This window comes from Streptomyces sp. 35G-GA-8 (genome assembly GCF_023534745.1).
Lineage (GTDB): Bacteria > Actinomycetota > Actinomycetes > Streptomycetales > Streptomycetaceae > Streptomyces.
The window spans coordinates 197249-212788 of sequence record NZ_JAMHJQ010000015.1 but is presented as its reverse complement, the minus strand read 5'-3'; the positions used below and the strand labels follow the sequence as shown (position 1 = coordinate 212788).

The following is a 15540-nucleotide window of genomic DNA, read 5'->3' as shown; positions in this document are numbered from 1 at the left end:
ATCCCGCACCGGGCACGCCTCCCGAGGCGTCTTCGACAGCTCCTGCGGCGGTTCCTCCATCGACGGCTCCCACGGGCTCTTCCACGAGCCCTTCGGGCACGCCGGGGTCCTCTGCGGGCAGTGACGGCGGGCGGCGCCAGATGCCCCGCTGGCTGCCCCGCGCCATGGTCCTCGCGCTGGCGCTCATAGCCTGCTTCCAGCTCGGCAGCTGGGCGTTCCACCAGCTCATCGGCCTGCTGATCAATATGCTGATCGCGTTCTTCCTGGCGCTGGCGGTCGAGCCCGCCGTGAGCCGGATGGCGGACCGCGGGATGCGGCGTGGACTCGCCACTTTCCTGGTTTTCTTCGTGGTCATGATCGTCTGTGTCGGCTTCATGGTGATGCTCGGCTCCATGCTGGCGAGCCAGATCATCGAAATGGTCGAATCCTTCCCCCAGTACCTCGACTCGGTGATCAACTGGATCAACGACACCTTCCACACGGAGCTGTCCAGGGTCGCCGTCCAGGACAGCCTGCTGCACTCCGACTGGCTCCAGCGCTATGTGCAGAACAGCGCGACGGGCGTCCTGGACATCTCCACCACCGTGCTGGGCGGGCTGTTCCGGCTGCTGACGATCTTCCTGTTCTCGTTCTACTTCGCGGCCGACGGGCCCCGGCTGCGGCGCGCGCTCTGCTCCGTGCTCCCGCCGGCCCGGCAGGCCGAAGTGCTGCGCGCCTGGGAGATCGCCGTCGTCAAGACCGGCGGCTATCTCTACTCACGCGGGTTGATGGCCCTCATCTCCGGTGCCGCGCATTACGTCCTGCTGGAGATCCTGGGTGTGCCGTACGCACCGGCGCTGGCGATCTGGGTGGGGCTCGTCTCCCAGTTCATTCCGACGATCGGCACCTATCTGGCGGGCGCGCTTCCGATGCTGATCGCCTTCACCGTGGACCCCTGGTACGCGGTCTGGGTGCTCGGGTTCGTGGTGATCTACCAGCAGTTCGAGAACTACATGCTCCAGCCCAAGCTGACGGCCAAGACCGTCGACATCCACCCGGCCGTGGCCTTCGGGTCGGTCATCGCGGGTACGGCGCTGCTGGGCGCGGTGGGCGCGCTGATCGCGATTCCGGCGGTCGCCACGCTCCAGGCGTTCCTCGGGGCGTACGTGAAGCGGTACGACGTGATGGACGACCCGCGCGTGCACGGCCGCAGGCCGCGCGACGGAGTGCCGCTGCTGCGCCAGATTCGCCGCGTACTGCACACGGACACCCGCGGGGACACCCGTACCGAAACGCGCGCGGACAGCACGAGCGCGGACGACGGGCGGCCGCCGCAGCCGTAGGCGACATCAGGACATCGGAGGGAGGTCAGAGATAGGACGGCCCGGTCACCCGGTGCCGGAAGGTCCACCACAGCCACGCCTGCGCGGCGACCAGCAGTGGGGTGATCACCAGCACCGCGGGCACGAGCAGCGCGAGGGTCGCCCCGTCCGCGGCCGACTCGTACAACGGCAGAAGGCGCCCGGCGAGCAGGGGCAGCGCCGCCATCAGCACGGCGGTCAGCGCCAGGGACTGCGCGGGACGGGTGCGGCCCATCAGCTGCCGGGCCCGTTCGTAGGGCGCCCCGGTCAGCCGTACGGCGGCGAAGCCCAGCCCGTGTACGGCGAAACACGCGGCCACCGCGAGGGCGGTGAGTACGGCCGCCGGGCCCGGCGCCGGCGCCTGGGGGCTTCCGGAGAACAGCGCCGTGAACAGCCGGCCCCAGGACAGCGCGACGGCCCAGCTCCCGCATACCACCGCGCCGTCGCACAGCGCGCGCCAAAGGGAGGAGCCGCCGGGCGCGCGACCCCGCAGCCACAGGCCCGAGTCCCGTACGACCCACCCGATGAGCAGCGGTACGACCACCACGAACTGGCCGCCCAGCAACTCCCCCTCCAGTTCGGGAAAACAGCCGATGAGCACTCCTGCGGTGGCCACCAGCCAAACCTCGTTGCCGAGGAAGAAGGGGGCGAAGGACGCGATGACGAGTCGTCGTCCCGCCTCGTCGCGGCCGAGATACGGCAGCAACATGCCGGTCCCGATGTCCGCGCCGCCGAGGACGAAGTAGCCGGCGATGAAGAAGGCGAGCAGGACGATGGCCAGGGTCTCCACAGAGGCTCCTCAGTAGCGCGTGGCGGGCAGGGTGTCCGCCGGGCCGGGATCGTCCCGGTTGTCACCCACGGCGCGTTCGTCATGGCCGAGTCCTGACTCCACGGGACCGAGCCGGGCATGGCGCCAGAGCAGCCACGCGTTGACGGCGGCCAGCAGGACGAAGAGCGTGGTGAAGGCGATCAGCGAGGTGCGCATCGCGGTGGGGGACAGCTCCGAGACCGCGTCCCGCGTCCGCAGCACCCCGTACACCACCCAGGGCTGCCGGCCCGCCTCCCGGAAGACCCAGCCGCTGATCATCGCGAGATAGGGCAGCGGCACGGACGCCATCAGCACCAGATGCCAGAGCCGGAAGCGGAAGACCACTTTCCGGAAGCAGCCGAGCACCGCACCGGCCACGCAGAGGTACATCATCAGCGCGAAGGCGATCAGCATCACCAGCGCGCCGCCGCGCGTCCACGCCTCCGACGGCACATAGTCCCCAGGCCCGAACCGCGCCACCAAGTCCGTCTGGAGCTGTGCGATCTCGGCCGTCTTCTGCTGGAAGACGGCCGACTTCATGGGCTGCAACTCGGCGAGCGACACCAGTTGAACACCGCCGAAGCCCGCGGTCACCACCAGCGCGGGAAGGGAGACGAACACCCCGATCCGCAGGCCGCGCCCGAAGAACTCCCACTCCGGCGTGCGCCGGAAGAGGTGATACGCGCTGACGCCCGCCATGAAGAAGCCGGCGGTCAGCAGCGACCCGGCCAGGATGTGTCCGAAGGCGAGCAGCGCGCTCGGATTGGTGAGCAGGGCGCCCATGTCGTCGAGGACCGCCTGACTGTCCTCCATCCGGTGCCCCACCGGGTGGTTGAGGAAGCCGTTCGCGACCAGGATCCAGTACGCCGACAGATAGGCCGTCAGCGTGACCACCCAGATCAGCGCCAGATGGACCCACTTGCCGAACCGGTTCCAGCCGAAGATCCACAGCCCGAGGAAGGTGGACTCCACGAAGAAGGCGACGATCGTCTCGACGGCGAGCGAGGCGCCGAGGATATTGCCCACGCCATGGGTCAGCCCGCTCCAGCTCAGTCCGAACTGGAACTCCATCACAATGCCGGTGACGATCCCGACCGCGTAGTTGATCACGTACAACTGGCCCCAGAAGCGCACCATCCGCGCGTGCACCGGACGTCCGCCGCACGCGGCCCGCGTCTGGACGCACGCGACGATCGTCGCCAGGCCCAGCGTCAGGGTGACGAACAGGAAGTGCCCGCCCGCGGTGAGGGCGAACTGGAGCCGCGCGAGATCAAGGGTCTCCGTGGATACGGAACCGCTCGCGCCGGTGAGGAGATCTGCCACGCCCGACAGCGTGGGGGTACGGCTCACGGCGTCGCGTCGGCCTACGGGTGACACCCGGCATACCCCAGGAGTCGCGGGTGAACCGAGCGGCGTACGGCGAAAGTTGCGGGCCCGGCCGCTCGGCCCAGCTGTCCGGCCGCTTCCCCGGCCACTTGGCGCCCGCCCCTGTGCTTACGCCAGCCATCCCGGGGTGATCATCCCCGACTCGTACGCGAGGATCACCAACTGCGCCCTGTCCCGCACCGCCAGCTTGGTCATGATCCGGCTGACATGCGTCTTCGCGGTGGCCGGCGAGAGCACCAGCCGCTGCGCGATCTCCTGATTGGACAGCCCCGCCCCCACCAGGCCCATCACCTCCATCTCCCGCTCGGTCAGGGCGTTCAGCCGGGGGCTCGGGTCGGGCTGCCTGCCGCGGCTCGCGAACTCGGCGATCAGCCGGCGCGTGACGGCCGGGGCGATCAGCGCGTCGCCGCGCGCCACCACCCGTACGCCGTGCAGCAGTTCCATCGGCTCGGTGTCCTTGACCAGGAATCCGGAGGCCCCGGCGCGCAGCGCGCCATAGACGTAGTCGTCGATGTCGAAGGTGGTGAGGATGACGACCCGTACCCCGTCCAGGCGCGAGTCGCCGAGGATCCGGCGGGTGGCCTCCAGACCGTCGAGTCCCGGCATTCTGATGTCCATCAGGACCACGTCGGGGCGCAACTCCCGGGCGAGGGTGATCGCCTGCTCGCCGTCGGACGCCTCGCCGACCACCTCCATGTCGTCCTCGGAGTCGAGGATAGAGCGGAAGCCGGCCCGTACGAGCGTCTGGTCGTCGGCGAGCACCACGCGGATCATTCGGTTCCCTTCACTTCAGTAGCGGCGTCAGCCCAGTGGCAGCCGGGCCTCCACCCGGAAGCCATCGGCCGTGTTACCGGCGGACAGTTCACCGCCGAACGCCCTCGCGCGCTCGGCCATGCCACGGATACCGCTGCCCGCGAGGCCCGGCTTCGAGCCCGCTCCCGTAAGCGCGCTCGGGCGAAGCGGGTCCCCCTCGTCCGCGCCCCCGCCGTCGTCGTCGATCCGCAGCCGTATGTCCGTAGCGCCGTAGACGATGGTCACCAGCGCGCTGCGGGCGCCGGCGTGCCGGGTCACGTTCGTGAGCGATTCCTGGACGATCCGGTACGCGGCCAGGTCGACCGACGGCGGCAGTGAGCGGGAGCCGCCCTCCGTACGGACACGGACGTCGATGCCCGTCGCGCGTGCCCGCTCGACCAGTTCGCCCAGCCGGTCGAGGCCGGACGTCGGAGCGGTCGGCGCCGCCTCGTCGGCCTGGCGCAGGACGCCGAGTGTTGCGCGCAGTTCCCGCAGGGCCTCCTTACTGGTGGCCTTGACCGCCTCCAGTGTCTCCGCCGCCGCGGCGAGCGCGACCGGAGGCTCCGGTTTCTTGCTCAGCCGGTGCAGCGTCGCACCGGCCTGGACGTTGATCAGCGAAATGCTGTGGCCCAGGATGTCGTGGAGTTCGCGGGCGATCCGCAGCCGCTCCTCGGTGGCGCTCTGCCGCGCTCGCGCCTCCTGCTCGCGTTCGGCGGCCAGCGCCCGCTGCTCGGCCTCGTGGAGATAGGCGAGCCGTGTGCGCTGGGCGCGGCCGATCGCGACGAGGCTGATCAGCCAGCCGGCGAGCATGGCGACGGAAACGTCGTCGATCTGGCGGTTTCCGGAGTTCAGGACGACCTCGCCGAAGCCCACGGCGAGCAGGGTGACGGCCGCCAGGGCGACCGAGACGGTGAAGTGTCCTTCGGCGGCCAGCGTGTAGAGCGCGAGCGCGAAGGCGGCCAGCGCAGGGCCGTCGGTCACGCTCACCGGGTAGTAGATTCCGCAGGCCAGCAGCGTGATCACGGCCACGCTCAGCGGCTTGCGGCGCCGGAAGTACAGGGCCCCGCAGCTGATGCCGATCAGTGCCCAGCTGATCGCCGCACGGACGGGCGGTTCGCTCCCGGACGCCATCTGGACCAGCGTCGAAACGACCACGACGGCGGTGACGAGATGTGTCATGGCGACATCGGTGGCGCGCGAGGACAGCCGGCCGCCGCGGACGGACGAGGGGAGCACCATGCGACGAAGGATAGGCGTGGCCGGGCGCCTCAGCCGGTGTGGTGCACCGGCTGAGACGTTCCCCGACGCCCGGGGGGTCCGGCCGGCTCAGAGCAGGTCGGCGTACTGGTTCCAGCCGCCGCTGCCGATCTTCACCCGGGCCTTCAGGGGTGCGGACGCCTTGCCTGTGCCCGCGTAGAAGTACAGCTCGCCCGCCGAGTTCGAGGCCAGCAGGTCCGCGACGCCGTCGCCGTTGAGGTCACCGGGGGCCGCGATGTTCTTGTACTGGCTCCAGCCCGCGCCGCCGACCTGCGCCTTCGCGCCGAACGGTGAACCGGCCTTGCCCGTACCCGCGTACAGATACAGGCCGCTGGAACTGCGCGCGAGGAGATCGGCGCGGCCGTCGCCGGTGAAGTCACCCGCGCCGACGATCTTGTTGAACTGCGACCAGCCGCTGCCGCCGATCTGGACGCGGCCCTTCAGCGACATGCCCGTACCGCTGCCCGCGTAGAAGTAGAGGGCGGTGGAACTGCGGGCAAGCAGGTCGCTCTTGCCGTCGCCGTTGAGATCCCCGGGGCCGATGACCAGGTTGTACGACTTTGAGCCGCCCGCGATCTCGGGGTCGGACGAGGCATAGGAGCCGGTGTTGTACAGATGGCCGTCGTATACGCCGTGCACGATCAGGTCGGAACTGCCGTTCGCGCGCAGCGACACGGCGTGGGTCAGCCGCGACAGCGAGCGGTCCCAGCCGTCGCCGATCAGGTACTTCGAGGTGAGCCGGCCGGTGCCGGTGGTGCCGTAGTAGTAGAGCGTGCCGCCGGAGGTACGGGCGAAGACCCCTGCCTTGCCGAAGTGCGGCCTGTTGCCCGCGCCCGCGAACTGGGTCACCAGGCCCCAGCCCGTGCCGATCCGCTCCCGGGCGCCGAACGCGCCGCGGCCGTTGCCCTCGTAGAAGTAGAGGGTGCCGTCGTAGGCGCGAGCCACCAGGTCGGGGGTGCCGTTCCCGCTGTAGTCCGTGCCGCCGACCAGTTGGTTGTACTGGTTCCAGCCGGCGCCGCCGATCTGGATCCGGTCCTTGAACGGATAGCCGGTGGCGCTGCCGTTGCCGGGGTAGACGTACAGCCCGGTGGCGTTGCGCGCGAGGAGATCGGCCAGACCGTCGCCGTTGACATCGTCCACGCCGACCAACTGGTCGAACTGGCTCCAGCCGGCGCCGCCCACCTGGATCCCGGCCTTGAACCCCTTGCCCGTGCCGGGGAAGAGGAACAGTCCCGAAGAGCCGCGGGCCAGCAGGTCCGGCGTGCCGTCGCCGGTCAGATCGCCGGGGACGACCAGCTTGTCGTACGCCTGCCAGCCGGTGCTGAGCGTGGTGTACGAGGTCATCCCGCCGTAGAGGGTGGAGTTCGCCCCGCTGTGCAGCCGCAGGGAGCCGGTGGGCGTCACGGTGAGCAGGTCGGCCTTGCCGTCGCCGGTGAGGTCGCCGGGCAGCAGCAGATCCTTGACCTGGGAGTCGTCCGCGGAGATCACGGCCGCGCCGTCGGGGCCCCAGTCGGCCCAGACCTCGCCGTAGTCGGTGCGGTACATCAGATCGCCATAGCCGTCGCCGTCCAGGTCACCGCGCTGCGCGGGGGTGTCCGCCGCGGCCCGGCCGGCGGCGAGACGGCGGTCCTGGCCCTTGGCGGTGTCCGGGGTGTCGCGGCCCGGGATGCTGAAGGTGGGCCGGGCGGACTGCGGAACGGGGAGGGTGACGGTGCCGTGCGGTCCGGCGTCCGGCGTATCGGCCGCCGAAGCCGTGGTGACCATCAGCGAACCGCTCACCAGCAGCCCGGCGCAGCCGAGCACGGCCGAGCGGGCGATCCTGCGGGGCCACTCGGCCTCGGGTCTTGCGTGGATGGACATGCTGCCTCCAGTGAGGTGTGAAGAGCCCGGGGATCAGCGGCGGCACACGCCGAGCACGGCGGTGCGCGGGTCGCGGGGCGTCAGGTGGTGTCGCACCACTGGAGTCGTCGTTGGAGTGCCGCCGGCGCATGGCCTGACGGGAACCGCCCGCACGTGATGGAACTGCCCCCCCACGGTGATGGAACTCCCCCCACAGCGATGACGCCCTCCACGCCCTCCCCAGGTCGTGAAGGTAGGTGTATCCGTCCATGGGTTCTGTCGGCAAGTCAGTTGTGAAGTCCCGGTGGATTTTTTGTTAACGAAGGTGGTGAAACGGGTGAATCGCCATGGGGGGGGCGGGGTCCGGGCGGTGGTCCCGGCGGGCCCGGTCGCGTGATTGACGGATGAGGCGCGTGGTGCGCTTGACAGTAAAATCGAACATCCATTCTGATGGATGACTGCCGGTGCTTCCCGGAGCCGGCCGGCGCCGTGATGCGGTGGGGTGTCCGCAGAGGTTGGCCGACGGAGTTTTCCACAGGTCCGGGAGGGCGTCGGGACGCGTTGTCAGTGGCAGGGGATAGCGTCTTTGACGTGAAGCGATCGACTCAAGCAAATCGGGTGGAACCCATGGCAGGAACCGACCGCGAGAAGGCGCTCGACGCCGCTCTCGCACAAATTGAACGGCAATTCGGGAAGGGCGCGGTGATGCGCCTCGGTGAGCGGCCCAACGAACCCGTCGAGGTCATCCCCACCGGGTCGACCGCGCTCGACGTCGCGCTCGGCGTCGGCGGCCTGCCGCGCGGCCGTGTGGTGGAGGTGTACGGTCCCGAGTCCTCCGGAAAGACGACCCTGACACTGCACGCGGTGGCGAACGCGCAGCGGGCGGGCGGCGCGGTGGCCTTCGTGGACGCCGAGCACGCCCTCGACCCCGAGTACGCGAAGAAGCTCGGCGTCGACATCGACAATCTGATCCTGTCCCAGCCGGACAACGGCGAACAGGCGCTCGAAATCGTGGACATGCTGGTCCGCTCCGGCGCGCTCGACCTCATCGTCATCGACTCCGTCGCCGCGCTGGTGCCGCGCGCGGAGATCGAGGGCGAGATGGGCGACTCGCACGTCGGTCTCCAGGCGCGGCTGATGAGCCAGGCCCTCCGGAAGATCACCAGCGCGCTGAACCAGTCCAAGACCACCGCGATCTTCATCAACCAGCTCCGCGAGAAGATCGGCGTGATGTTCGGCTCGCCGGAGACCACGACGGGTGGCCGTGCGCTCAAGTTCTACGCCTCGGTGCGGCTCGACATCCGCCGTATCGAGACGCTGAAGGACGGCACCGACGCCGTCGGCAACCGCACCCGCGTCAAGGTCGTCAAGAACAAGGTCGCGCCGCCCTTCAAGCAGGCGGAGTTCGACATCCTCTACGGCCAGGGCATCAGCCGCGAGGGCGGCCTGATCGACATGGGCGTGGAGCACGGCTTCGTACGGAAGGCCGGCGCCTGGTACACGTACGAGGGCGACCAGCTCGGCCAGGGCAAGGAGAACGCGCGCAACTTCCTCAAGGACAACCCCGATCTCGCCAATGAGATCGAGAAGAAGATCCTGGAGAAGCTGGGCGTCGGCGTGCGGGCGGACGCGGCGACGGCCGAGCCCGCGGCGGACGCGGCGGGTGCTCCGGCTCCCGCGGAGGACCCGGCCAAGTCCGTGCCCGCGCCCGCCTCCAAAGCCAAGTCGGCCAAGGCGGCCACGGCCAAGAGTTAGTACGTCCGATGCCCTATGAGAAGAGGCGGCGGACGGAAAGGCCGGGCGACAGCTCCGACCCGTCGAGGGCCGGGCAGGAGCTGTCGCCCCAGGATCCGGCGGAGCGGGCGCGGGCGATCTGTCTGCGCCTGCTCACCGGAACCCCTCGTACCCGCAAACAGCTGGCGGACGCGCTGGCCAAGCGGGAGATCCCCGAGGACGTGGCGCGGGAGGTGCTCTCCCGCTTCGAGGACGTGGGGCTGATCGACGACGCGGCGTTCGCGGACGCCTGGGTGGAGTCCCGGCATCACGGCCGGGGCCTGGCCCGGCGTGCGCTCGCCCGTGAGCTGCGTACGAAAGGGGTGGACGCCGCCCTGATCGACGAGGCGGTCGGGCAGCTGGACTCCGACCAGGAGGAGGCGACCGCCCGCGAGCTGGTCGCCCGCAAGCTCCGCGCCACTCGCGGCATGGAGCGTGACAGAAGACTGCGCAGACTCGCGGGCATGCTGGCTCGCAAGGGCTATCCGGAGGGCATGGCGCTCCGGGTGGTCCGCCAGGCGCTGGAGGAGGAGGGGGAGGACACCGAGGGGCTGGATGAGGACCTCTACTAGCTGGGCCCTGTCCGGCCGGGCGCGGACGCTTGGACCGACGCTTGATCCAGATCCAGATCCAGATCCAGATCCAGGTGTCCAGGTGTCCGGATGCCTACGCCGCGTCCGCGTCCTCCGCGCCGCCGGTCGCCGCCGGGACAACCGGCAGGCCCTCGGCCCTCCATGCCTGGAACCCGCCGACGAGGTCGGTCGCGCGGTGCAGCCCCAGCTGCCGCAGGGACACCGCCGCGAGGCTTGACGCGTACCCCTCGTTACAGATCACCACGACCCGCAGATCGTGGCTGGTGGCCTCCTGAGCGCGATGGCTGCCCTGGGGGTCGAGCCGCCACTCCAGCTCATTGCGCTCGACGACCAGCGCCCCCGGGATCAGTCCGTCACGCTCCCGCAGCGCCGCGTACCGGATGTCCACCAGCAGCGCGCCGTCCGCGGCGGCCTCGGCCGCTTCCCTCGGCCCCACTCGGTCCAGGTCCTCACGGACCCGTTCCAGCAGCTCGTCTATCCCCACCGGCCCCACGGGCACCCCCGGCTCGATCCCCGCGCGCTCGGTCGTGGCCTGGTCCGTCACTGCCACTCCTCGGGACGCTCGACCTGCTCAAGGCGGAGCACGGCGCCCGTTCGGCTGTAGCGCCGCATCAGCGGTAGCGGCGGGTAGTAGGCGTGTACGGAGACGGCGTGCTCGGCACCGGACTCGTTCCGTACCTCGTGCACATGGTGCCTGCCGAACGCCCGGCCCTCCCCGGCCGTCAACTGCCGCTCGCGGTCGACGCCTTCGGCCAGCTCCAGGGTCTTCCACCCCTCGGTGGGCAGCCGGGCCGCGAGCGAGTCCTCTTTGAGGGTGCCCGACGCGGTGGCGAACGCGCCGTGCGAGCCGCCATGGTCGTGCCAGCCGGTTCCCGTGCCGGGCGGCCAGCCGATCAGCCACGCCTCGCTGCCCGCGGGACCGTTGAGCCGGATCCACGTACGGCCCTCCGGGTCCAGCGGGAGCGAGGAGACCAGATCGGTGTCGGCCGCGCTCCTGCGGACGAAGTCGAGCAGCTCGGCGGGGGTGGGCCCGGCGGTCGAGGGCGTCGCGGCGGCGCGACCGGCGTCAGCGGCGGTGCTGCCGGTGCCGACTGTGGAGGTACGTACAGGTAGAGACATGGTGACCGTCCTGAGATGTTCGCGAAGAGGTGCCGTCGCGGCGTCGCGCGACGAGCGTGTGAAGAGAAAGGGCGAATCAGCAGGACGGGCGACACACGCAGCCCGCGTAGCGGAGCAAGTCCATATGGACTCTCCGCCACAGGCGCACATCGGTGTCGGTCACGTTCCGGAGTACACCATGCGAGCCCGCGTCGGTCAATCGATGTTCGCAGTGTGGTCAGGGGGCGTCCGCGCGCACCTCCGATGGGGCGGAAGGACTGCCTCCGCGCGCCGCGTCCGCCGCCGCGTAGAGGTCGGCCGGGCGTACCCCGCCGAAGGCCGCCACCAGATGGCCGTCCGGCCGCACCAGCAGCACGCTGTGCGCGGAGGCCCCCGGGTAGGCCTCCGTGACCAGCAACTCGGCCCTTACCGGCAGCGCGGTCACCGCCGCGGCCAGCCGGGGCATCACCCCCGCCGTCAGCCAGTGCCGCCGGTCCCACACCCCGGTGCCCGGCGCGACCAGCACCACCAGATGCAGGCCACGGCCGAGCCGGTCCGCGAGCCGTACGGTCGTACCGTCCGGCGCGGTCACCCGTACGTCCTCGACGGGGGCGCCGGGGGGCGTGCCGACAGCCGTCTGCGCCTCGGCGTACGGAGGCGCGAGAGGGGAGTGCGGATAGGAGGGCGGTGCCCCCAATGGTCCGTGCCCCAGATGCCCGTCGGCGAGCAGCGTGTCGTGTCCGCGCGTGGCGCCCGGCATATACGTACGCAGCCCGCCGCCGCCCCGCAGTATCGGCAGCGACTGATCGGCCGCGCGCAGCCGGGCGGCGACGGCCGTGCGCCGCTCCGCCTGATAGCTGTCCAGCAGGGTTTCCGACGCCCCGTGGTGCCAGTCCTCGGCGATCTTCCAGGCGAGGTTGCTGACGTCCCGCAGACCTTCGTCGAGCCCCTGGGTGCCCACCGCGCCCAGCAGATGGGCCGCGTCCCCGGCGAGGAAGGCCCGGCCGGCGCGCCAGCGCCTGGCCAGCCGGTGGTGCAGGGTGTAGACGCCCGTGTCGAGCAGTTCGTACGGCGGTGTCTCGCCGCACCAGCCGGCCAGGGTGTCCCGTAACCGCGTCACCAGCGCGTCGGGCGTGACCAGTTCGCCCCGGGAGGGCAGCAGCCAGTCGAGCCGCCACACACCGTCCGCCAGCGGCCTGGCGGACACCTCCTCGCCGCCGCCGGACCAGGGCGGTTGCCGGTGCAGCAGCGCCTCACCGGGCCAGGGCAGTTCGGCGCGGAGCGCGGCGACGGCATGCCGTTCCACCGCCGTACGCCCGGGAAAGCGGATGCCGAGCAGCTTGCGGACCGTGGACCTGGCGCCGTCGCACCCCACCAGATGGCTGCCGCGCCACCAGGTCGCCCCGGGGCCCTGGCTGTGCACGGTGACTCCCCGGTCGTCCTGCTCCAGCGAGTCGAGCCGGTTGCCGGTGACCACGTGCACCAGCTCCTGGTCGGCGAGGGCGCTCCGCAGCCCGCGGGAGAGGGCGTGCTGGGGGATGTGCAGCGGCGCGGGGGTGCCGTCCTCGCCGAGCGGCAGCTCCCGCATCAGCTGCTTGCGCCGCATCAGACGCCAGCCGACCCAGTGCGCCCCCTCATCACCGAGGGTGGCGCAGCCCAGCCGGGCCAGCAGGGCGGCGGTGTCGGGCCGCAGTATCGCGGTACGGGCCGGACGCGGCTCGTCCGCGCCGGTCCCCTCGTCCAGGAGGACGGAGGGGACACCCTGCGCGGCGAGGGCCAGAGAGAGCGCGAGACCGACGGGGCCCGCGCCGGCGACGATCACCGGGTCCACGGCGCGACCCCTCCGGCCCGTGCGGTCATACGGTCAAGGGCGGTAGGAGCCCGGTGCGTGATCACAGAACGTATGCAACCTACTGGGGGTGCCCGCGTCAAGCGACGGGCTGAGCGGCGCGTACCCTCCTGTCCCGCCCGTCTCACAAGGAACCCGCGTCAGAAGGAACCCGCGTCAGAAGGTCCCTCTCGGAAGGCCCCCCTCGGAAGGCCCCTCAGAGGGAGGCGTTGCCGCCGTCCATGGTGTGCCCCGGGCCGTAGGCGTGCTGCGGCTCTCCTGTTCTCGGTACCGCGCCGGTGCCCTTCTTGCCCTGGCGCAGCCGCTTCTCCAGCCACCCGGCGAAGGTGGTGAGGAGGAAGTTGAGCAGGATGTAGAGCAGCGCGATGACGGTGAGCGTGGCGATGGTGTTGGCGCCGTAGTTCGCGGTGATGGCGCGGTTCTGCGCGAGCAGTTCGGCCAGCCCCAGGAGCGCGCCGCCCAGCGCCGTGTCCTTGACGATCACCACGAGTTGGCTGACCAGGGCCGGCAGCATCGCGGTCACGGCCTGCGGCAGCAGCACGTACGACATGGTCTGGCCCTTGCGCATCCCGATCGCCTTCGCGGCGTCGGTCTGGCCGCTCGGCAGGGTGAGGATGCCGGCCCGGACGACCTCGGCGATGACCGAGGCGTTGTAGAGCACGAGGCCCGTCACCACGGCGTACAGCGGCCTGATGTCCGAGTCGACATTGCTGAACTGCACGTACAGCGCACTGGCGAACACCATCATGATCAGGACCGGGATGGCACGGCAGAACTCCACGACCACGCCGACCGGAATCCGTATCCACGCGTGGTCGGAGAGCCGGCCGATGCCGAGCAGCGCGCCGAACGGCAGGGCTATCACGACGGAGAGGGCCGCGGCCTTGAGGGTTTCCCCGAGTCCGGGCAGCAGATACGTCGTCCAGACCTCGGAGTCCGTGACGAACGGGGTCCACTTCTCGGACGCGAGCTGTTCCTTCTCGGCCATGGTGGCCAGCACCCACCACGCGGCGAGCACGAAGAGCACCAGGAACACGATCGTGTAGAGGATGTTGCGCCGCTTGGCGCGTGGTCCCGGGGCGTCGTACAGGACGGACGTGTCACTCATCGCTTCACCGCCACGCGCTTGCTGACCCAGCCCAGAAGCAGGCCGGTCGGGAGGGTGAGAACGACAAAGCCGAAGGCGATCACCGCGAAGACGGCGAAGAGCGCGCTGGCCTCGTTCTCGATCATTTTCTTCATCAGTGCCGAGGCTTCCGCGACCCCGATGGCCGCGGCGACCGTCGTGTTCTTCGTCAGCGCGATCAGTACGTTGGCCAGCGGCGCCACCACGGAGCGGAACGCCTGGGGCAGCACGATCAGTACCAGCACCTGGAAGAAGCTCAGCCCCAGCGCGCGGGCGGCCTCCGCCTGCCCGACGGGCACGGTGTTGATGCCGGAGCGCAGGGACTCGCAGACGAAGGTGCCCGTGTACGCGACCAGGCCCAGTACGGCCAGCCGGAAGCCGATGGACTTGAAGTCCCCGCCGCCGAGCGTGATCTGGAGCGTCTGGCCGAGCCCCAGCGAACAGCCGACGAGAACGACGGTCAGCGGGGTGTTACGGACGATATTGACGTACGCGGTACCGAAGGCACGCATGAGTGGTACGGGACTGACACGCATCCCGGCCAGCAGCGTTCCCCAAATCAGGGAACCCACCGCGGAATAGAGGGTGAGCTGCACCGTCACCCAGAAGGCGCCGAGCAGGTCGTACTGCCCGGAATCAAGAAAGTCGAACACGATGCCCCGCGCTCTCCCCTGGTTTGCTGGTCGGTACGCGCCGCCGGCCCGGCCGGCGGCGCGTCACTGCTTCTCTCAGCTCGCGTCGATCTTCGGGGCGGGCTCGTTCTTGTAGTTGGCCGGACCGAAGTTGGCGGTCACGGCCTTCTGCCAGGAGCCGTCCGAGACCATCTTGGTCAGGGCGTCGTTGATCTTCTTCTGCAGCTCGGTGTCGCCCTTCTTGAGGCCGATACCGTAGGGCTCGTCGCTGAGCTTGAGGCCCGCGAGCTTGAACTTGCCCTGGTGCTCCTGCTGCGAGGCATAGCCCGCGAGGATGGAGTCGTCCGTGGTCAGGGCGTCAACGGCCTTGTTCTCCAGGCCGGTCAGGCACTCGGAGTAGCCACCGAACTCCTGGAGGTCCGCCTTCGGCGCGAGCTTGTCCGCGATGTTCTGCGCCGAGGTGGAGCCGGTGACCGAACAGAGCTTCTTGGAGTTCAGGTCCTCGGCCTTGGTGATGGAGGAGTCGTCCGCGCGGACCAGCAGGTCCTGGTGGGCGAGGAAGTACGGGCCGGCGAAGTCGACCTTCTTCTTGCGCTCGTCGTTGATCGTGTAGCTGGCGGCGACGAACTTCACGTCTCCGTTGGAGATCAGGTTCTCGCGCTCGGCGCTGGGAGCCTGCTTCCACTCGATGTTCTTGGCGTCGTAGCCCAGTTCCTTGGCCACGTAGGTCGCGACATCGACGTCGAAGCCCGCGAACGTGCCGTCGGGCTTCTTCAGACCGAGGCCCGGCTGGTCGAACTTGATACCGATGGTGATCTTGTCGCCGCCACCGTCACCGCCGGCGCTGTCAGCGCTGTCGCCGCCGCAGGCGGTCGCGGTCAGGGAGAGGACGACAACGGCGGCGGCCGCCGCGCTTGCCTTGCGAAGCTTCATGCGTGAACTTCCCTCGGGTGAGACGTGAACGAACCGGTTCCGCCGTACTCGGCGGAACCGTAAGAAGAGCCGTGATGAGCCAGGTGAACGGTCCGGTGAAGGATCTCTGTGGGA

14 protein-coding genes and 1 pseudogene are annotated in these 15540 nt (G+C 70.0%); 3 read left to right on the top strand and 12 right to left on the bottom strand.

Annotated elements, in window-relative coordinates:
- The first annotated feature begins 140 nt into the window (after positions 1-140).
- Positions 141-1322, top strand: coding sequence for an AI-2E family transporter (locus tag M1203_RS30730; RefSeq protein ID WP_283959194.1), 1182 nt, complete (start codon positions 141-143; stop codon positions 1320-1322).
- Between the two features lie 25 nt (positions 1323-1347).
- On the opposite strand, the gene M1203_RS30725 is transcribed toward M1203_RS30730, so the two are convergent.
- The 5 genes from M1203_RS30725 to M1203_RS30705 form a co-directional block, all read right to left on the bottom strand.
- Entirely contained in the window at positions 1348-2130 is a 783-nt protein-coding gene (locus M1203_RS30725) for a cytochrome d ubiquinol oxidase subunit II (RefSeq protein WP_249953095.1), read from the bottom strand.
- Between the two features lie 9 nt (positions 2131-2139).
- Complete coding sequence (locus M1203_RS30720; RefSeq protein WP_249953094.1) at positions 2140-3471, bottom strand: cytochrome ubiquinol oxidase subunit I; 1332 nt, start codon at positions 3469-3471, stop codon at positions 2140-2142.
- Positions 3472-3642: 171 nt separating this feature from the next.
- Positions 3643-4308: a response regulator transcription factor gene (locus M1203_RS30715; protein WP_249953093.1), complete on the bottom strand. Its 666-nt coding sequence runs from the start codon at positions 4306-4308 to the stop codon at positions 3643-3645.
- A gap of 27 nt (positions 4309-4335) precedes the next feature.
- Complete coding sequence (locus M1203_RS30710) at positions 4336-5565, bottom strand: sensor histidine kinase (protein ID WP_249953092.1); 1230 nt, start codon at positions 5563-5565, stop codon at positions 4336-4338.
- Positions 5566-5652: 87 nt separating this feature from the next.
- The gene (locus M1203_RS30705; RefSeq protein ID WP_249953091.1) at positions 5653-7443 is read right to left on the bottom strand and encodes a VCBS repeat-containing protein; all 1791 of its coding nucleotides are present in this window, start codon (positions 7441-7443) and stop codon (positions 5653-5655) included.
- A gap of 606 nt (positions 7444-8049) precedes the next feature.
- Here M1203_RS30705 and recA point away from each other — a divergent pair.
- Both recA and recX read left to right on the top strand, forming a co-directional pair.
- Entirely contained in the window at positions 8050-9177 is a 1128-nt protein-coding gene (gene recA, locus M1203_RS30700; RefSeq protein WP_249953090.1) for a recombinase RecA, read from the top strand.
- A pseudogene (recX, locus tag M1203_RS30695) lies at positions 9084-9767 on the top strand (recombination regulator RecX); the annotation flags it as partial. The gene recA and the pseudogene recX, both read left to right, overlap by 94 nt.
- 94 nt (positions 9768-9861) lie before the next feature.
- On the opposite strand, the gene M1203_RS30690 reads toward recX, so the two are convergent.
- The 7 genes from M1203_RS30690 to M1203_RS30665 all read right to left on the bottom strand — a co-directional run bounded on the left by M1203_RS30690 (position 9862) and on the right by M1203_RS30665 (position 15426).
- Entirely contained in the window at positions 9862-10332 is a 471-nt protein-coding gene (locus M1203_RS30690) for a rhodanese-like domain-containing protein (RefSeq protein WP_249953089.1), read from the bottom strand.
- Positions 10329-10907: a cysteine dioxygenase gene (locus M1203_RS30685; RefSeq protein WP_249953088.1), complete on the bottom strand. Its 579-nt coding sequence runs from the start codon at positions 10905-10907 to the stop codon at positions 10329-10331. Before M1203_RS30685 ends, M1203_RS30690 begins: the two co-directional genes overlap by 4 nt.
- Positions 10908-10983: 76 nt before the next feature.
- On the bottom strand, positions 10984-11031 hold the full coding sequence (locus M1203_RS39325; protein WP_311314449.1) for a hypothetical protein: 48 nt from the start codon (positions 11029-11031) through the stop codon (positions 10984-10986).
- A gap of 93 nt (positions 11032-11124) precedes the next feature.
- A complete protein-coding gene (locus tag M1203_RS30680; RefSeq protein ID WP_249953087.1) occupies positions 11125-12717 on the bottom strand; it encodes an FAD-dependent monooxygenase in 1593 nt (530 codons plus the stop codon).
- 214 nt (positions 12718-12931) lie between these two features.
- Complete coding sequence (locus M1203_RS30675) at positions 12932-13843, bottom strand: amino acid ABC transporter permease (RefSeq protein ID WP_249953086.1); 912 nt, start codon at positions 13841-13843, stop codon at positions 12932-12934.
- Entirely contained in the window at positions 13840-14514 is a 675-nt protein-coding gene (locus M1203_RS30670; RefSeq protein WP_249953085.1) for an amino acid ABC transporter permease, read from the bottom strand. The genes M1203_RS30675 and M1203_RS30670 overlap by 4 nt, the downstream gene beginning before the upstream one ends.
- Before the next feature lie 75 nt (positions 14515-14589).
- Complete coding sequence (locus M1203_RS30665; RefSeq protein ID WP_249953084.1) at positions 14590-15426, bottom strand: glutamate ABC transporter substrate-binding protein; 837 nt, start codon at positions 15424-15426, stop codon at positions 14590-14592.
- Positions 15427-15540 lie beyond the last annotated feature (114 nt).